This window comes from Hallella multisaccharivorax DSM 17128, assembly GCF_000218235.1.
GTDB classification, from domain to species: Bacteria; Bacteroidota; Bacteroidia; order Bacteroidales; family Bacteroidaceae; genus Prevotella; species Prevotella multisaccharivorax.
The window spans coordinates 1,426,922-1,444,739 of the sequence record NZ_GL945017.1; the positions used below are offsets into that span (position 1 = coordinate 1,426,922).

Annotated in this window: 15 protein-coding genes; 13 read left to right on the forward strand and 2 right to left on the reverse strand. The window is 48.5% G+C overall.

Going from position 1 to position 17,818, the window contains the following annotated elements; translation table 11 throughout:
- Window positions 1–39 precede the first annotated feature (39 nt).
- The 6 genes from feoB to PREMU_RS06225 all read left to right on the forward strand — a co-directional run bounded on the left by feoB (window position 40) and on the right by PREMU_RS06225 (window position 8,291).
- Window positions 40–2,556 carry a ferrous iron transport protein B gene (gene feoB / locus PREMU_RS06200; RefSeq protein ID WP_040558697.1) on the forward strand — a complete coding sequence of 839 codons (2,517 nt, stop codon included), beginning with the start codon at window positions 40–42 and terminating at the stop codon, window positions 2,554–2,556.
- A 285-nt stretch (window positions 2,557–2,841) separates the two neighbouring features.
- Window positions 2,842–3,447: a riboflavin synthase gene (locus PREMU_RS06205; RefSeq protein WP_007573965.1), complete on the forward strand. Its 606-nt coding sequence runs from the start codon at window positions 2,842–2,844 to the stop codon at window positions 3,445–3,447.
- Between the two features lie 219 nt (window positions 3,448–3,666).
- The gene (locus PREMU_RS06210; protein WP_007573968.1) at window positions 3,667–5,013 is read left to right on the forward strand and encodes a TolC family protein; all 1,347 of its coding nucleotides are present in this window, start codon (window positions 3,667–3,669) and stop codon (window positions 5,011–5,013) included.
- Window positions 5,014–5,036: 23 nt separating this feature from the next.
- Window positions 5,037–6,272, forward strand: coding sequence for an efflux RND transporter periplasmic adaptor subunit (locus PREMU_RS06215; RefSeq protein WP_007573970.1), 1,236 nt, complete (start codon window positions 5,037–5,039; stop codon window positions 6,270–6,272).
- Window positions 6,273–6,277: 5 nt separating this feature from the next.
- Window positions 6,278–7,033: an ABC transporter ATP-binding protein gene (locus tag PREMU_RS06220; protein ID WP_007573972.1), complete on the forward strand. Its 756-nt coding sequence runs from the start codon at window positions 6,278–6,280 to the stop codon at window positions 7,031–7,033.
- A gap of 19 nt (window positions 7,034–7,052) precedes the next feature.
- Window positions 7,053–8,291 carry an ABC transporter permease gene (locus PREMU_RS06225; protein ID WP_007573973.1) on the forward strand — a complete coding sequence of 413 codons (1,239 nt, stop codon included), beginning with the start codon at window positions 7,053–7,055 and terminating at the stop codon, window positions 8,289–8,291.
- A gap of 29 nt (window positions 8,292–8,320) precedes the next feature.
- Here the strand turns inward: PREMU_RS06225 and PREMU_RS15840 are convergent, their stop codons facing one another.
- On the reverse strand, window positions 8,321–8,443 hold the full coding sequence (locus tag PREMU_RS15840; protein WP_262502453.1) for a hypothetical protein: 123 nt from the start codon (window positions 8,441–8,443) through the stop codon (window positions 8,321–8,323).
- Between the two features lie 91 nt (window positions 8,444–8,534).
- Between PREMU_RS15840 and PREMU_RS06230 the strand changes: the two genes are divergently transcribed.
- The 4 genes from PREMU_RS06230 (at window position 8,535) to PREMU_RS06245 (ending at window position 12,129) form a co-directional block, all read left to right on the forward strand.
- Window positions 8,535–9,425, forward strand: coding sequence for a M48 family metallopeptidase (locus tag PREMU_RS06230; RefSeq protein ID WP_007573974.1), 891 nt, complete (start codon window positions 8,535–8,537; stop codon window positions 9,423–9,425).
- Between the two features lie 121 nt (window positions 9,426–9,546).
- The gene (locus PREMU_RS06235) at window positions 9,547–9,990 is read left to right on the forward strand and encodes an NfeD family protein (RefSeq protein ID WP_007573975.1); all 444 of its coding nucleotides are present in this window, start codon (window positions 9,547–9,549) and stop codon (window positions 9,988–9,990) included.
- 75 nt (window positions 9,991–10,065) lie between these two features.
- On the forward strand, window positions 10,066–11,010 hold the full coding sequence (locus PREMU_RS06240) for an SPFH domain-containing protein (RefSeq protein ID WP_007573976.1): 945 nt from the start codon (window positions 10,066–10,068) through the stop codon (window positions 11,008–11,010).
- A gap of 9 nt (window positions 11,011–11,019) precedes the next feature.
- A complete protein-coding gene (locus PREMU_RS06245; RefSeq protein ID WP_007573977.1) occupies window positions 11,020–12,129 on the forward strand; it encodes a UDP-N-acetyl glucosamine 2-epimerase in 1,110 nt (369 codons plus the stop codon).
- A gap of 407 nt (window positions 12,130–12,536) precedes the next feature.
- Here the strand turns inward: PREMU_RS06245 and PREMU_RS06255 are convergent, their stop codons facing one another.
- On the reverse strand, window positions 12,537–13,565 hold the full coding sequence (locus tag PREMU_RS06255; protein WP_007573980.1) for an asparaginase: 1,029 nt from the start codon (window positions 13,563–13,565) through the stop codon (window positions 12,537–12,539).
- 434 nt (window positions 13,566–13,999) lie between these two features.
- On the opposite strand from PREMU_RS06255, the gene PREMU_RS06265 reads away from it, so the two are divergent.
- The 3 genes from PREMU_RS06265 to carA are packed head-to-tail and all read left to right on the forward strand — an operon-like array spanning window position 14,000 to window position 17,816.
- On the forward strand, window positions 14,000–14,779 hold the full coding sequence (locus PREMU_RS06265) for a polysaccharide biosynthesis/export family protein (protein WP_007573984.1): 780 nt from the start codon (window positions 14,000–14,002) through the stop codon (window positions 14,777–14,779).
- A gap of 46 nt (window positions 14,780–14,825) precedes the next feature.
- Window positions 14,826–16,724: an amidophosphoribosyltransferase gene (locus PREMU_RS06270; protein WP_007573985.1), complete on the forward strand. Its 1,899-nt coding sequence runs from the start codon at window positions 14,826–14,828 to the stop codon at window positions 16,722–16,724.
- A 12-nt stretch (window positions 16,725–16,736) separates the two neighbouring features.
- Window positions 16,737–17,816 (forward strand): glutamine-hydrolyzing carbamoyl-phosphate synthase small subunit, encoded by a 1,080-nt coding sequence (gene carA / locus PREMU_RS06275; protein WP_007573987.1) that lies wholly within the window; start codon window positions 16,737–16,739, stop codon window positions 17,814–17,816.
- Window positions 17,817–17,818: the final 2 nt, after the last annotated feature.

Genomic DNA, 17,818 nt, shown 5'->3' on the forward strand with positions numbered 1-17,818 from the left:
TTTGTACCTTTGCACGTGAAAAACACAAAGATTGTAAAGATGAAGTTATCAGAACTGCATACCGGTGAGAGTGGTGTCATCGTCAAGGTAACTGGCCATGGCGGATTCCGCAAGCGTATCATTGAGATGGGCTTTATCAAAGGACAGAAAGTGGAGGTCATGCTCAACGCTCCGCTCAAAGACCCCGTGAAATACCGTGTCATGGGCTACGAGGTGAGCCTCCGGCACTCAGAAGCTGACATGATTGAGGTCGTGACAGAGGAAGAGGCAAGACAATTAAGAGAAGAAAATGCTGCGCAAAAAGCACAAGAAGCAGAAAAGCAACCAAATGAGGCTGAACCTGCGGGCAAGACCATCGAATCGAAAGATTCCGACGATCAGCCGTTGCCCCGTATCTCGGATGAACAGCTGAAAGAGGCTGCTGAAGAGAAGCGTAAAGTTATCAATGTGGCTCTCGTAGGTAACCCTAACTGTGGCAAGACCTCATTCTTCAACTTTGCCTCCGGCTCTCACGAACGTGTTGGCAACTACTCCGGCGTGACGGTAGATGCCAAGGAAGGACACGCACAGTACAAAGGTTACACTTTCAACCTTGTTGACCTCCCGGGTACCTATTCACTCTCAGCTTATTCTCCCGAAGAGCTCTATGTGCGCAAACAACTCGTGGAGAAGACTCCGGATGTGGTCATCAATGTCATTGATACCAGTAACCTCGAGCGTAACCTCTACCTGACGACACAGCTCATCGACATGCACCTCCGTGTCGTCGTAGCTCTCAATATGTTCGACGAGACGGTAAAACGCGGCGACAATGTGGATATCGACAAGCTCTCAGAGCTCTTCGGTCTCCCGATGGTACCAACAGTCTTCAAGTCGGGTAAAGGTGTGAATGACCTCTACGATAAAGTCATTGAGATTTATGAAGGCACAGAGGACTCCGATTCCCACTACCGGCATATCCATATCAACCATGGACATGAACTGGAGCATGGCATCAAGGAGATTCAGGAGCACTTGAAGAAAGAGCCCGCTCTGCGCGAGCGTTTCTCCACCCGTTATCTCGCTATTAAACTTCTGGAGCGTGATAAAGAAGTGGAGAACTATATCCGTCAGCTCCCCGATGCCGATGAGATTTTCAAGCACCGTGACGAGGCTGCAAAGCGTGTGATGGAAGAGACGAAGGTCGATTCCGAGACCGCTATCATGGATGCCAAATATGGATTCATCCACGGTGCACTCAAAGAAGCTGAATACAAAGAAGGCAACAAGGAGGACACCTATCAGATCACGCATCTGCTTGATAAGATTCTTACCAACCGCTTTGTCGGCTTCCCCATTTTTATTCTTGTCCTTGCCATCATGTTCATGGCAACGTTCTGGCTTGGAGCTTATCCCCAGGACTGGCTCGATGCGTTCTTCGGCTGGCTTGGTAACATCATTGGCAATACGCTCCCCGACGGACCCGTGAAAGCCATGCTTGTGGATGGTGTCATCGGAGGTGTGGGCAGTGTAGCTTCGTTCCTCCCGCAGATTCTGATCCTCTATCTCTTCATCTCATTCATGGAGGATTCAGGCTATATGGCACGTGCCGCATTCATCATGGATAAGATCATGCACATGATGGGTCTCCACGGTAAGTCGTTCATCCCACTCATCATGGGCTTCGGCTGTAACGTGCCTGCCGTGATGTCAACACGTACCATTGAGAGCCGTCGCTCCCGCATCGTGACGATGCTTATCATCCCGCTCATGAGTTGTGAGGCACGTATACCTATTTATATTATGATCATCGCGACGTTCTTCTCCCGCAATGCGGCGCCGTTCATCATGATGTCACTTTATTTCATCGGTATGTTCCTCGCAGTCATCATCAGCCGTATCTTCACCAAGACACTATTCAAAGGCGAAGACACACCGTTCGTAATGGAGCTTCCACCTTACCGTTTCCCGACAGCCAAGGCGCTGGGCCGTCATACATGGGAGAAAGGTAAGATGTATCTGAAGAAAATGGGTGGTATCATCCTCGTGGCTTCCATCATTGTGTGGGCGCTGAGCTACTTCCCCCATCCGCAGGGCATGGCCCAGCAGGAGCAACAGCAGCAGAGCTATCTCGCTACTATCGGTAAGACCGTGGAACCTGTGTTCTATCCGCAAGGCTTCACCTGGAAACTTGACGTAGGTCTTATCGCCGGTGTAGGTGCCAAAGAGATCGTGGCCTCCACAATGGGTATCCTCTATTCGGGTGACGACAGCTTCGGCGATGATACAGGGTACAATGATGAGGGCGGCAAATACGAACGCATACACAACGACATGTGTCAGGATTTTGCCGAGCTGCATCAGAAGCCAGTGAGTGAGATTGGACCGACAGCCAATCTCACAGCCTATAGTTACCTGCTCTTCGTGTTGCTCTACTTCCCTTGCATCGCTACAATCGCAGCCATCAAGGGTGAGACAGGTTCCTGGAAATGGGCACTCTTCGCCGCAGGCTACACAACAGTGTTGGCATGGATCGTCTCTGCGGTCGTATTTCAAATTGGATGTCTTTTCCTGTAAATTATTCGCAAAATATTTTGTGGACTCATGAAAACATCGTATTTTTGCAAATATAAAGGAGAGTAAATATCGGGGGTTGTCCTGATTCGATCGGGATACTCATCAAATTACGTTGAAAACCGAGTAGCTTCTCTTGCCAATGGCGGGCCACATAAGCCTGCGAAAGCAGCCTAAGCCGTAAGGCCGGTGGATTACAAAGACGGAGAGCGCTCACAACTTTTATAGCTGGAGTTTTCATCACATCCTCAGGGCAACCCCTTTCTTTTCATTCTTTTCATTGATATTATGTTTAGCGGAATTGTTGAAGATATGGCGACAGTTGTTGCTGTGAAGCAGTATGGTGGTAATATGGACTTTACGCTCACTTGCTCTTTTACAGGGGAGTTGAAAATAGACCAGAGCATCAGTCACAATGGTGTATGTCTCACTGTTGTCAGTATTGACGAGGATTGCTATACGGTCACGGCCATGGAAGAGACTCTCGACCGCTCTAACCTCGGCATGCTCATTGTAGGCGATAAGGTCAATGTGGAGCGGTCCATACTGATGAACGGCAGGCTCGATGGACATATCGTACAGGGACACATCGATGAAACCGCAGAATGTGTGGACATGAAAGACGCCGATGGAAGCACCTACTTTACATTCCGCTACCGTACCGATAAAGAGATGGCTCGCAGGGGGTATTTCTGTGTTGACAAAGGGTCGGTGACAGTCAATGGTGTATCACTCACCGTCATTTCTCCGACCGATGACTCCTTCACGGTTGCCATTATTCCTTACACACGCGAGCATACCAACTTCCACGACATCACAATTGGTTCAAAGGTCAACATCGAGTTTGATATCCTTGGAAAATATATCGCGCGACTCAGACATTTTGATAATTAGTTGGGACAGTTAGAGATTTGTTAAAGTTTGTCTGCTTCCTTTATGGCTAAACAGTTATGATGGCAATCCGTAAGTGGATTGCCTCTTTTTGTAATTAATTGCAAAGTTGCAGTCAATTATTGTTAACAATCTGAAGTCTGGATAAACCTTTTGTTCATTCTTTCATCAAATCACTAAACGTAGATAAAACGAGAAATAAATTAGTTTATACAAGTGTTTATGACGAACAAAGCATCTGCCACCCTCATTGTGGCAAGCCTCGCATTGTTCTCCCTGCATGCCTCTGCCCGGCAATGGACCTTGCAGGAATGCATCGATTATGCGCTGGCCAACAACATCACACTTCAGAAGAACCGTATTTCCAAACTCACCGCTGTTGAGGACATCAAGCAGAGCCAGGCCGCTTTACTGCCTACTCTCTCTGCTTCCACTTCGCAGAATGTCGCTTACAACCCATGGCCTGAGCAAGGCACTTACTCCGTGCAAGGCTCACGGGTTCAGACCCAAGTGGATAAGACCTACTACAATGGCTCCTATGGCATTAATGCCAACTGGACGGTGTGGAACGGCAATCAGAACCACAACAAGATCGCGCTCAACAAGCTCACTGTAGAGCAGGCCGCACTCGACTCAGCACAGACCGCAAACACGCTCCAGGAGCAGATAGCCCAGCTCTTCGTGCAGATCCTTTATTCCAAGGAAGCTGTAAAGGTCAACGAGGAGACACTCACGACTTCCAGGAAGACAGAAGAGCGCGGCAAAGAGTTTATGGAAGTTGGCCCCATGAGCAAGGCTGAACTCGCACAGCTCACAGCTCAGCGGGCACAGGACGAATACAGTGTCGTGTCGGCACAAAGCTCGCTTGCAGAATATAAGCGTCAGTTGAAACAACTGCTTCAGATCACTGATCAGGAGGAGTTTGATGTGACCGCTGATGAGCCGACAGATGTCATGGCAACAGCCTCTATACCTTCTGTCACTTCCGTCTACGACTCCGCCCTTCAGTATCGCCCTGAGATCAAGAACGCGATGTTGGGTATTCAGAGCAGCGATGTACAGATCAAGATTGCCAAAGGTCAGCGCATGCCGACCATTGGCCTGAACGCAAGTATCAGTACGAACACCACCTCCATGAATAACAATGCCTGGTCATTGCAGATGAAAAACAATCTTATCGGTGGTGCAGGCTTTACGGTGAGTATTCCTATTTTTGATAACCGCCAAGCTAAGACGGCCATTAACAAGGCTGTCCTCTCAAAACAGAGCTATCAGCTTGATTTAAAAGACAAACAGACGCAACTTTATTCTACTATTGAGAACTATTGGTTGCAGGCTTATAACAATCAGGCTCAATACAAGAGCGCGAAGGTCACTACGGCGAGTGCTCAGGAGAGCTATGGCCTCTTGCAGGAACAGTTCAAACAGAATCTGAAGAACGTCATCGAACTGCTCAATGGAAAGGACCAGCTCCTCAAAGCCAAGCAGAGTGAGCTTCAAGCTAAGTATCTCGCTATCCTCAACATCGACCTGCTGAACTTCTACAAGGATGGCACACTCAAAAAATAAGAAACAGAGAAATAATATATACAATGAAGAAGAGAAAAATTAGCGGGGTTTGGATTATCGTCGGAGTGGTTGTCGCCATCACCGTGATAGCATGGTTGCTTTCACGCAGTAAGAAGAACGACACCGTCAACTTCACCACAGAAGCTGCGGCTCCCGCCAATATTGAAAACAGTGTCACAGCTACAGGTACAATCGAAGCTGTGAAGACTGTCACTGTGGGCACCCAGGTCTCCGGTATCATTGACAAGCTCTACGTCGACTACAATAGTGTTGTGAAGAAAGGTCAGGTCATCGCGGAGCTCGACAAGCAGAACCTCCAGAGTCAGCTCAACTCCGCCAAGGCTACCCTTTCACAGGCACAGGCTGCATTGGCAAGCGCGCTCAGTGACCTTGCCTATCAGAAAGCCAACTACCAGCGCTACAGAACGCTCTACAACAAAGGCTTGATCTCTGCCAACGACTATGAACAGGCACGCCTGAACTGGCAGACGGCTGTTGCCACTGTGGCTCAGCGTCGTGATACCAAAGCTTCTGCCAAGGAAGAGGTCAACCGTGCTCAGACGAACCTCAGCTATGCCGTCATTACGTCGCCTATTGATGGCATCGTCATCTCCAAGAGCGTTGAGGAGGGACAGACCGTAGCGGCAAGCTATTCTACTCCTACCCTTTTCACCATCGCTAAAGACTTGAAAGACATGCGTGTCATTGCGGATGTGGACGAGGCTGACATCGGCGGTGTGAAAGTGGGACAACGCGTGACCTTCACGGTTGATGCCTATCCTGATGACACCTTTGAGGGATCGGTCACGCAGGTACGCCAAGAGGCTACGACCACAAACAATGTTGTGACCTATGAGGTGGTGATCAGCGCTCCAAATCAGGACCTGAAACTGAAGCCAGGCCTCACTGCCAACGTCAACATCTATACGCAAGAGACAAAAGGTGTGCTGAGCGTTCCTTCCAAGGCACTGCGTTTCACACCAGAGAAGGATGCTGTTGGAGGAAGGAAGATCAAGGACATCTCTAATGCCAAGAACAAGGTATGGACGCTGGAAGGCAACACGCTTGTAGCTCACAGGGTGACGATTGGCTCTACCGACGGCACTCATACACAAATTTTCAGCGGTATCAAGAAAGGTCAGAAAGTGATCACAGGCATTGCTACGCCCGTGACGGATGACACCGATGCAAACAATTCTTCGGACAACGAGCAAAGCCCGTTTGCACCTGGACCGAAGGGAAACAACAAAAAGAAGTAAAGACTATGGATAAGGACAAGAAAGTCGTTATCGAACTCCAGGATATCAAGCGCGATTTCCAGGTTGGTGACGAGACAGTGCATGCCCTGCACGGAGTCTCCTTCAAGATATTTGAGGGTGAGTTCGTAACCATCATGGGAAAGTCCGGTTCCGGCAAGTCAACGCTCCTCAACCAGCTTGGATGTCTCGATACACCAACGAGCGGCGAGTATTTTCTCGATGGGGTGCCTGTCAGAGAGATGACACACTCACAGCGTGCCATTCTCCGCAACCGTAAGATAGGTTTCATCTTCCAGAACTACAACCTTCTGCCGAAGACCACTGCCGTAGAGAACGTAGAACTTCCCCTGATGTACAACCCGGACGTGTCAGCCAAGGAGCGGCACCAGCGCGCTATCGACGCGTTGGAGGCTGTGGGGCTTGGCGACCGGCTCTACCATAAGTCGAACCAGATGTCGGGTGGACAGATGCAACGCGTCGCCATAGCACGTGCCTTGGTCAACGACCCAGCCGTCATTCTCGCTGATGAGGCCACGGGTAACCTTGACACCCGCACGAGCTTCCAGATCCTCGTACTTTTCCAAAAGCTCTATGCTGAAGGGCACACCATCATCTTCGTCACCCACAACCCCGACATCGCCAACTACTCCTCACGCAACATCGAGATTCGTGACGGAAGAGTTATCAGCAACGACTACAACGACAACATCAAGGATGCGGCAAAAGCTCTTGCTGAATTGCCTGCCGACACGGATGAATGACACATATTAGATTATTTTCATGAACTATACAAACTTATTCAAGATAGCCCTTCGCGCCATCGGTGCCAACAAGATGCGGTCGTTCCTTACGGCCCTCGGCATCATCATCGGTGTGGCCTCCATCATCACAATGCTCGCCATCGGTCAAGGCTCTAAGCGAAGCATCCAGGCGAACATCGCAGAGATGGGTTCCAACATGATCATGATCCATCCGGGTCAGGACATGCGAGGCGGAGTACGTCAAGACGCTTCCTCAATGGAGACGCTCAAACTCTCCGACTATGAGACGTTGAAAAACGAGTGCAGCTACATCAAAGGCATCTCTCCCGTGGTGAGCAGTTCGGGACAGTTTATCTACGGGAACAACAACACACAGTCGACTATCTACGGTGTCAACCGTGAGTATCTCGACATCCGCCAGCTCTCAGTCTCCGATGGCGAGTGCTTCACCGACCAGGACATCAAGGCGAACGCCAAAGTCTGCATCCTTGGACAGACCGTCGTTGACTACCTCTTCCCCAATGGGGGCGACCCTATCGGGAAAGTTATCAGGTTCAACTCCACACCTTTCCGTGTCGTGGGTGTATTAAAGAAAAAAGGTTACAACTCCATGGGTATGGACCAGGACAACCTTGTGCTCGCCCCTTATACCACGGTGATGAAGCGTATCCTTGCCCAGACTTATCTCTCCGAGATTCAAGCTTCAGCCATCACCGAGGGAGTGACAGATCAGGCTGTGGATGAGATGACCTCCATCCTCCGCCGCACCCACAAGCTAAAGGATTCCACCGACACCCAACAGGCTGATGACGATGACTTCAACATCCGGTCTCAGGAAGAACTGTCCACGATGATGAACTCCACCACCAATATGCTGACCATCCTGCTCGGTTGTGTGGCTGGCATCTCGCTTGTCGTCGGTGGTATCGGAATTATGAATATCATGTATGTCAGTGTCACGGAGCGCACACGTGAGATAGGTTTGCGCATGAGTGTCGGCGCACGTGGAGTTGACATTCTTAATCAGTTCCTCATTGAGGCCATCATGATGTCGGTTACAGGTGGCCTCATCGGCATTCTCATCGGCATTGGCTCAAGCTATGTCGTGAGGTTCATTGCAGGGTGGCCTATCTATATTGAGCCTTGGACGATCCTCATGTCGTTTGCGGTCTGCACCTTTACTGGAGTCTTCTTTGGATGGTATCCTGCAAAGAAAGCAGCCATGCTCGACCCGATAGAGGCCATTCGATACGAATAAATCGGCCATGCCGCACAGAGGCAAGACAGCTAATGCTTCTTGCCACACTCTCGACAGCCAGTCTTCTGATGGACCCGATTCATCCACACGCGCCCAGCCAACAGGCTGAAGCGTGTGTGGATGATGCTTTCAGTGCCAATTGCCCGCATCATTTATATGCGTTAAAAACACTAAAACAGTATGATGGAATGTCTTTATTCTCTATCTTTGCAAAAGATTTAAGTAATATATAGATTAAAGGAAATGAGACATCTCAAGTTAATTCTTATGTCAGCCGTTACCGCCCTGTTGTTTGCAGCATGCGGTACAACATCGACAGTACCTATTACAGGACGCAAGCACACTCTTCTCCTATCTGATGCAGAAGTACTCAGTCTGAGTAATCAGCAGTACTCGGAATTCATGAAGTCGGCTAAGGTATCCACCAATGCCCAAAACACGGCTATGGTAAAGCGTGTAGGGCAACGGCTTGCCAATGCTGTAGAGACCTTCTTGAGGAATAACGGCATGTCCTCTGAGATCCGGAACTACGCATGGGAGTTCAACCTTATACAAAACCAGGAGGCTAATGCCTTCTGCATGCCCGGCGGTAAGATTGTGGTCTATGAGGGCTTGCTGCCTATCACGAAAGACGAAGCATCGCTTGCTATCGTTCTTGGTCATGAGATAGCTCATGCTGTTGCAAAGCATTCAGCAGAGCAGATATCGAAAAAGATCCGTCAGCAATATGGTACACAAATCGGCGGCGCGCTCTTGGGACAGGTCGTTGGCAGTAACGCAGCATCTATCGCCACGCAGATAGCACAGACCGGCTTCAGTCTTGCAAACCTAAAGTACAGCCGTAACGATGAGAGCGAGGCCGATCACATGGGACTGATCTTTGCAGCTATGGCAGGTTACAATCCGGAAGCCGCCATACCTTTCTGGCAGCGTATGTCGCAGAGCAACAGTAACCAGAGTGATTTCCTCTCCGACCACCCTTCCGATGCCAAACGCATTGCTGCCTTGCGGAAGGAAATTCCAGAAGCTATGAAATACTACGAGGCTTCCGGCTACGCTCCTAAGACGATGAGCAGCAAGACCATTACAAAGCGGACATCAACGAAACGCACGTCCACCAAGCGCAGGAAGTAACCCCACGGCTCTCCTATTGAGAACAACAACCACACGGAAGGCTCGTGATATGTAGCCCCGTGTGGTTTGCCTTCTACCTTCCAACTCGCAGTTCATCAATTTATTATACGCCTTTGACTCAATGATTGAATATTTTTCCTCCAACCTTTGGCTTGTTTGGACGGCAGTTTGTGTACTGGCCTTGATTCTTGAAGTGTCTTCAGGCACTTTTTACCTGATGTGTTTTGCATTGGGTGCAGCAGCCTCTATCGTCGTCTCGCTCTTTGGCACTCCCCTTTGGCTGCAAGTCTTAGTCTTTGCCGGTATATCAGCTGTCTGTGTGTTCTGCGTTCGTCCGTTTGCAGTCAGATACCTGCATTCGCATCATGACGACCGCCCAAGTAATGCTGATGCGCTCATTGGACGCAAGGGGGTCGTCATTGAGGCAATAGCTCCAGGAAAGCCGGGATACGTGAAAGTTGACGGTGACGAATGGAAGGCGATATCTGACGAGCCTGTTGCCGTTGGTACTGAGGTGCGCATTATTTCGCGGGAGAGTATCATCATGAGAGTGGTTAAAGCTTAAAGAACTATCGAAGCCTCTCTTGACTCATGCCATAAAATTAAAGAAACATCTTTTCACATTCAAACCCAGACACATATGATTGGATTCTATGTATTGACGTTTATCGTTGTCCTCGTGCTCCTCTTTGCTAAGATGGCCATTGTCATTATCCCTCAGAGTGAGACCCGAATCATTGAACGACTCGGCAAGTATTATGCAACACTTAAGCCTGGCATCAACATCATTATCCCCTTTATCGACAGGGCTAAGGTTATCGTCACCTACCAACGTGGACGCTATACCTACAGTAACCATATCGACCTGAGAGAACAAGTGTATGACTTTGACAAGCAGAATGTCATCACAAAGGATAATATCCAGATGCAGATCAACGCCCTGCTCTACTTTCAGATCGTGGATCCATTCAAGGCTGTCTATGAAATCAATAATCTTCCCAATGCCATTGAGAAGCTGACCCAGACTACACTGCGAAACATTATCGGCGAAATGGAGCTTGACCAGACGCTCACCTCACGTGACGTCATCAACACCAAGCTGCGCGGTGTGCTTGACGATGCCACCAACAAATGGGGTATCAAAGTGAACCGAGTAGAGCTTCAAGATATTACTCCTCCGCAGAGTGTGCTTCAGGCCATGGAGAAACAGATGCAGGCTGAGCGTGACAAACGTGCCACCATCCTCACCTCTGAAGGTCAGAAGCAAGCCCAGATTCTGCAGTCGGAAGGTGAGAAAGCCGCGACGATCAACCGTGCCGAAGCCGACAAGCAGCAGGCAATTCTTCGAGCTGAGGGTGAAGCCACGGCACGTATCCGCAAAGCGGAGGCGGAGGCAACAGCTATCGAGAAGATTACACAGGCAGTGGGACAATCGACAAATCCTGCCAATTATCTACTCGCCAAAAACTACATCCAGATGCTCCAGCAAGTGGCTTCGGGTGACAAATCGAAGACGGTTTTCCTGCCTTACGAAGCAAGCAACCTCATGGGGAGCCTGGGAGGAATAAGAGAGCTGTTCAAATAGAAGAAAAGAATGGAATTATGTATTGTATGTGGTGCACGCCCCAACTTCATCAAGGTGGCACCGCTTATCAGAGCTATCAAGACCGATAAGGAGTGCCAACCATCTGCTGAGACGGCAGTTGACATGCAGTTCGTTTACACAGGTGCGGAAGACGACCCCACTCTTGACAAGACACTTTTTAGGGATCTGGATATTCCCCATCCCGACACGTTTCTTGGGGTTACAGCAACCAACCTCAGTGATATTACAGGTCAGGTGATGCAAAAGTTTGAGATCTATCTCCAACAGCATCCGGTTGATACAGTGGTGGTTGTGGACGACCTCGCTTCAACAATGGCTGTGGCTATCGTGACGAAGAAGCATGGCATCAGGCTCGCTCACATCGCAGCAGGGACACGGTCGTTCGACATCAATATGCCTAAAGAAGTGAATCGCCTCGTTATCGATGGACTGTCGGACATACTCTTCACTGCCGGAGCAAGCAACAGCTCCATCGCGAACCGCGAGGGAGCCGAGCTTTCCAAGATCTATATGGTAGGAAATATCCTCATGGACAACCTAAGGTTCATTCACGATAAGTTGCAAAAGCCGGCAATCATTGAGAAATCAGGTCTCAAAGGCAACGATTATATCGTTTTCACACTGAATCGCAGGAAGCTCATCGCAAACAAAGAGAACCTGAGCCGTATGATACGAGCCATCATTAGCAACGCAGGGCCCATTCCTGTCATCGCACCTTTGCGTCAGTCGGCTTCACAGGTAGTCAGCGAATGTCTGAACGAAGACCATCTGAAGACATTTCTTGTCGTGGACTCCCTGCCCTATCTGAGCTTTTCATGGCTTACGGCAAATGCGAAAGCTATTATCACCGATTCGGGAAACGTAGCTGAGGAAGCGACATTCAACCATGTGCCTTGCATCACGCTCAATTCTTATACGGAGCACATCGAGACCATAAAGATCGGTACCAATATCCTCGTAGGTGAAGACGCACAGTTGTTAGGCAAGGCAGTGGCTGATGTTGTTGTCGGCAACTGGAAAGAAGGAGCACTCCCCGACCGATGGGACGGACGCAGTGCCGAGCGTATGCTTAGGATACTCAGGGGGGAGAAAGATTAAGTTAGCAGATAAGTCCCTAACCCCTGTCAAGGATGTATCACAAGAGTTTGCGTAACCTTCCCATATTTAGGCCATATTTTTACTTGCCGTGTGTTTGCGACCTGTGCCGAAAAACTCACGGCTTTATGTTCTATCTCAACGGGAGCAATCGTTTTTTTTTCATCCCCAACTTTCCCCACGGACATACGGGAGAGTGCAATACCATGTGAGGCAAAGTTCATGATGCGGATTTGTAAACTTTTATAGCATAAAAAAGCACCTTCTCGACACTGTATTCTAGAGTATAAAACGAGTGATTTAGCCGGCAACGCGACAACGAGCATTGAGCTCCCCCACGTCTTTGTATCTAACAAAGATGTGAAGGTTCTCCCAAAGACAAAATAGCCTTAAATCAGCAACGATTTCCTTCAAGAGATCTCTCCAGCCAAAGACTGGTTCATCAGTCCACGGATAATATTCGCATCCGAATACATCCCTTGCAGGAACATGAGCTTGGTGATGGCTGACTCCACCGTACCGTCATGGCCTGATACTACCCCAATATCCATCAACTGATACCCGGTGTCGTAGCGGTTCATCACCACACTGCCTGCCACACACTGAGAAATATTCACGATGACGACACCCCGTTGTGCAGCCTCTTTAAGCAGCGGCATGAGCCAGTGGATATGAGGCGCGTTACCACTTCCATATGTACGCATAACGATGCCACGCAAAGCATTCGAACTCAAAATGTTTCTGAAGATACGTTCCTGAATGCCGGGGAAGATGCTGAACACTAATACGTTTTCGTCCATGGCATAGTGTGGCATCATGCGTTTGGAAAAGTCGGGCTTCAGAATATGATGGTCGGCAAACGTGAAGTTCACTCCAGCATCGCACAGATGCGGATAGTTGAAACTATCGAACGCATAAAAGCCATCAGCATTGATCTTCGTTGAACGGTTACCGCGCAGCAGCCTGCCGCTAAAGTAGATACAGACCTCCGGCACATGTGCATGCCCGTTCTCATCTTTCATCGCCGCCAGTTCAATGCTCGTGATGAGGTTTTCCTTACCATCGGTACGGAGCTGGCCAATAGGCAGTTGCGATCCCGTTAAGATAACAGGCTTCGTAAGATTCTCCAACATAAACGACAAAGCAGAGGCCGTATAGGCCATGGTATCGGTACCATGGAGGATAACGAAGCCGTCGTACTGGTCATAGTTGCGTGCAATGATACGTACAATTTGTGCCCAGTTTTTCGGTATCATGTCACTGGAATCAATAGGAGGCGTAAACTGGTATACGTCCACGTCTACATTGGCACGTATCAAATTAAACTCCGGCATAGAGTCTTCGAGGTGGTTGAAGTTGAGTGGCTCCAAAGTCCCCGTCTGAGGATTCTGCCCCATCCCGATGGTGCCTCCGGTATAGATCAATAATACTTTATTCATGCTCAGAGCTTTGCTTTAAATAGAAATACATGTGTTGGTTTTTACGCCTATATTTTTCTGTCTCAAGGAGAAGGAAGTGTAGTTTCTCAGCTCTTTCAGCACAGAGTTTCCCTTTGTTGGCCAACTTCTGATTGTACTTCAACCAGTTTGACCAGTTCCTTGTTATCAAGGTGACATTTGGATAGGCATCGTTTATGCTCTTCAAGATAGGACATGTATCCGTGCCACACCATCAGCCAATGCTCCTTGAATGTCATCGTTGAAAAATCATTTAAAATGATGAGTATCGATGTACGAATGTCAGTTCTTCCGTGCAAAATTAGTTATTTTCTATGACCATTTTAGCTTGAGAGGCAATTATTTTTCATTGAATCCTTTATACTTTGAAAAATAAGTCTTACCTTTGCAAATATAAAGTATCATTATCTTAAGAGATGAAAAAAATCCTCTTTTTCCCGTTTGTGTGTGCGATTCTTTTGCTTATTGGGAGTTGCACGAGTATGCGACATTTCACCTATTTCCAGAACATCGACTCTGTTGATCTGTCACCGTCAAAGGGTCTTCCTGAAACGAAGGTGATGCCCAATGATGAACTCACTATCATTGTAAAGACCACGAATCCAGATGCGTCAGAGCCTTTCAATCTCTTCGGTACCAAAAGTGGATATAACAATGGGTATGAAAATGTGCGTGGATATCTCGTTGACAATGAAGGCGCCATCAATTTTCCTGTCTTGGGACGGATCCATGTGGGTGGCCTTACCCGACCAGAAGTGGAGGACACTATTACCAAGAAGCTGAAGCCTTATCTTGCACAGAATGAGAAACCTGTTGTGATCTGCCGTTTGAAGAGCTTTCGGGTTACAATGATTGGTGAGTTAGGATCAAAAGTCATCGATGTACCTAATGAAAAAATTAACATTATAGAGGCGTTGGCTCAGGCGGGTGATATGTCAATGTATGGCAAGCGCACCAATGTCCTTCTTGTACGCGAAGATTCCACGGGTGAAAAGCACACTCACCGTTATAATATGAACGACGCAAATATCTTCAATGATCCCTATTATTACCTCAAGCAAAATGACATTGTCTATGTCCAGCCTACTAAGCAGAAGACTGTTCAGGCCTCTACAGGCTCATGGACCACGCTTTGGGTGACCGTATTGGGTTGGGTCACGTCGGTTGCTTCCCTGGTTTTGACGATCTTAAAATAAGGTATCACGGATCTTTATTCTTAGGCGAAGTTTAACAATATTATAAATGGAAAACAGCATCCACGAGGACTGCGGTGTGGCATTGGTACGTCTGCTGAAGCCCTTGAGTTATTACCAGAAGAAATACGGTTCCTGGAAATGGGGGTTAGGCAAGCTTTACCTGATGATGGAGAAAGAGCACAATCGCGGCCAGGAAGGCGCGGGCATCGCATCGGTAAAGCTCAATAGCAAACCTGGCCACGAGTATATGTTCAGGGAAAGGGCAGAAGGAGCCAATGCCATCACTGGAATCTTCGGTGAGGCACACCGGCAGATTAAGCAAGTGATGAAAGAAGAGGATGTGAACACAGAGTCTTATGATGAGTTGCCTTTTGCCGGTGAACTCTATATGGGGCATCTACGTTACTCCACAACAGGGAAGAGCGGTGTGAAATATGTTCACCCCTTCCTCAGACGAAACAACTGGAAAGCAAAAAACCTTTGCATTTGCGGTAATTTCAATATGACGAATGTTGAGGAGGTTTTCAAAGCATTAACCACCCAAGGACAGTGTCCACGCATCTACAGCGATACCTATATCACCCTTGAGCTGATGGGGCATCGGTTGGATCGCGAAGTTGAACGCAACTTTGCTGAGGCACAAAAGCGAGGTCTCCAAGATACGGAAATCACTAAATATATCGATAGTCATGTGCGCATGGAGCATGTCCTCAAGACTACAATGAGTCATTTCGACGGAGGATATGTCATGTGTGGCATTACTGGAAGCGGCGAGATGTTTGCTATGAGAGACACCCATGGCATTCGTCCCGCTTTTTGGTATAAGAATGATGAGGTCGTAGTGCTCGCCTCGGAGCGTCCCGTCCTGCAGACCACATTTGATTTAGAGTATGATGACATCCATGAACTGACGCCAGGAGCGGCACTTCTTGTCAGGGCCGATGGTGAGACACTCGAAAAGCAGATCTTGCCAGAGGAAGAGAATTTCAAGTGCTCTTTCGAGCATATCTATTTCTCACGCGGTTCTGACAGAGATATCTATCGTGAGCGCAAAAAACTCGGAGAGCAACTCACTCCTCAAGTTCTTGAATCAGTTGGTGGTGACACGGAGCACACGGTCATCTCTTTCATTCCCAATACTGCGGAAGTAGCATATTACGGGCTGCTTGATGGCTTTAAGGGCTATCAACGGGAGCAGAATATCAGAGACCTGATAGGATTAGATCACAAGCCGTCTTACGATGAAGTGAAAGCCGTTCTGAACAGGGACGTTAGGTCAGAGAAAGTGGCTTGGAAAGACATCAAACTGCGCACCTTCATCACTGAGGGCAAGGCGCGCAATGACCTCGCCGCGCATGTTTATGATGTCACTTATGGCTCCATTGAGCCCTACAAGGACAACCTTGTCATCATTGATGACAGCATTGTCCGCGGCACCACACTCAAAGAGAGTATCCTGCACATCCTTGACCGGCTCCATCCGAAGAAGATTGTCATTGTAAGCTCTGCACCCCAGATACGCTACCCAGACTACTATGGCATTGACATGCCAAGCCTGGAGGAGTTTTGTGCGTTCAGGGCGACGATAGCTCTCATACGCGAGAAGGGAAAGGAGTATCTAATCCACGACATCTACAAAGCTTGTAAAGAAGAGTTGAGAAAACCTGCTGAGGATATGCACAATCGTGTACGCGATATCTACCAACCTTTTACGGTGGACGAGATCAACTGTAAAATCGTAGAGATGTTAAAGCCCAAAGACATGACTACGCCCGTGAACATTGTCTTCCAGTCCCTTGACGGACTGCATCGCGCTATACCTGAGAACCGTGGCGATTGGTATTTCTCCGGACACTACCCCACTCCAGGTGGTAAGAAAATGTGTATTCAGGCGTTCATTAACTATTATGAAAACGTCTATGGGAAAATGAATTTAGGCATCTAAAAACAGCATCAGATGAAGAATGTTACCTTGATATTATCCGATGGTTCTAAGTTTCATGGCCGTTCTTTCGGTTATGAGGCGCCAGTAGCCGGCGAGGTTGTTTTCAACACAGCTATGATGGGCTATCCTGAGTCACTGACCGATCCCTCCTATGCCGGACAAATATTAACGTTTACCTATCCACTCATAGGCAACTACGGCGTTCCCCCATTTACTATGGAGCCTAATGGTCTTCCGACTTTCATGGAGAGTGGTAAGATCTATGTTGCTGCCATGATCTGCTCCGATTACAGCGAGCAATACAGCCACTGGAACGCAACTGAATCGCTGGCTTCATGGCTTCAACGAGAGCACATTCCCGGGATCACAGGCATCGATACGCGGCAGCTGACAAAGGTGTTGCGCGAACATGGCGTGATGATGGGGTCTATTGTTTTCGATGATGAGCCGGATAAGATCACTCATGCTGACTATTCTGGCGTGAACTTCGTGGATAAAGTCTCATGCAAGGAGATTATCCGTTATCATGAGGGTGCAGGCAAGAAAGTCGTGCTTGTGGACTGCGGCGTGAAAGCTAACATCATCCGGTGCCTTATTCACAGAGGTGTTGAAGTCATCCGAGTGCCTTGGGACTATGACTACACCTCGATGGATTTTGATGGCCTTTTCCTCGCCAACGGACCTGGCGATCCTGATACTTGTCAAGCCGCAGTGGACGTTATCAAGAAGCAAATCAGCACAAGCCGCAAGCCTATCTGTGGCATCTGTATGGGCAACCAGCTTCTTGGTAAAGCGGCAGGAGCCACCATCTATAAACTTAAGTATGGTCATCGCTCCCATAACCAGCCAGTACGCCTTGTGGGCACCAACCACTGCTACATCACTTCACAGAATCACGGTTATGCGGTTGACGCGACCACATTGAGCAATGATTGGGAAGAGCTCTTTGTCAATATGAATGATGGTTCCAATGAAGGTATCCGCCACAAGACCAATCCTTGGTTTTCCTCCCAATTCCATCCTGAGGCCTGTTCCGGCCCAGTGGACACAGAGTTTATGTTTGACAAATTCATTGAAACATTGAAAGGTTGATA

What these genes read in the sequence shown, in the direction of transcription:
- PREMU_RS06220 (WP_007573972.1), top strand. Translation starts at nt 6,278, where the DNA reads ATGGATAAGGACAAGAAAGTCGTTATCGAACTCCAGGATATCAAGCGC.
- PREMU_RS06245 (WP_007573977.1), top strand. Translation starts at nt 11,020, where the DNA reads ATGGAATTATGTATTGTATGTGGTGCACGCCCCAACTTCATCAAGGTG.
- PREMU_RS06225 (WP_007573973.1), top strand. Translation starts at nt 7,053, where the DNA reads ATGAACTATACAAACTTATTCAAGATAGCCCTTCGCGCCATCGGTGCC.
- PREMU_RS06210 (WP_007573968.1), top strand. Translation starts at nt 3,667, where the DNA reads ATGACGAACAAAGCATCTGCCACCCTCATTGTGGCAAGCCTCGCATTG.
- PREMU_RS06230 (WP_007573974.1), top strand. Translation starts at nt 8,535, where the DNA reads ATGAGACATCTCAAGTTAATTCTTATGTCAGCCGTTACCGCCCTGTTG.
- PREMU_RS06265 (WP_007573984.1), top strand. Translation starts at nt 14,000, where the DNA reads ATGAAAAAAATCCTCTTTTTCCCGTTTGTGTGTGCGATTCTTTTGCTT.
- PREMU_RS06205 (WP_007573965.1), top strand. Translation starts at nt 2,842, where the DNA reads ATGTTTAGCGGAATTGTTGAAGATATGGCGACAGTTGTTGCTGTGAAG.
- PREMU_RS06240 (WP_007573976.1), top strand. Translation starts at nt 10,066, where the DNA reads ATGATTGGATTCTATGTATTGACGTTTATCGTTGTCCTCGTGCTCCTC.
- carA (WP_007573987.1), top strand. Translation starts at nt 16,737, where the DNA reads ATGAAGAATGTTACCTTGATATTATCCGATGGTTCTAAGTTTCATGGC.
- feoB (WP_040558697.1), top strand. Translation starts at nt 40, where the DNA reads ATGAAGTTATCAGAACTGCATACCGGTGAGAGTGGTGTCATCGTCAAG.
- PREMU_RS06270 (WP_007573985.1), top strand. Translation starts at nt 14,826, where the DNA reads ATGGAAAACAGCATCCACGAGGACTGCGGTGTGGCATTGGTACGTCTG.
- PREMU_RS06235 (WP_007573975.1), top strand. Translation starts at nt 9,547, where the DNA reads ATGATTGAATATTTTTCCTCCAACCTTTGGCTTGTTTGGACGGCAGTT.
- PREMU_RS15840 (WP_262502453.1), bottom strand. Translation starts at nt 8,443, where the DNA reads ATGATGCGGGCAATTGGCACTGAAAGCATCATCCACACACGCTTCAGC.
- PREMU_RS06255 (WP_007573980.1), bottom strand. Translation starts at nt 13,565, where the DNA reads ATGAATAAAGTATTATTGATCTATACCGGAGGCACCATCGGGATGGGG.
- PREMU_RS06215 (WP_007573970.1), top strand. Translation starts at nt 5,037, where the DNA reads ATGAAGAAGAGAAAAATTAGCGGGGTTTGGATTATCGTCGGAGTGGTT.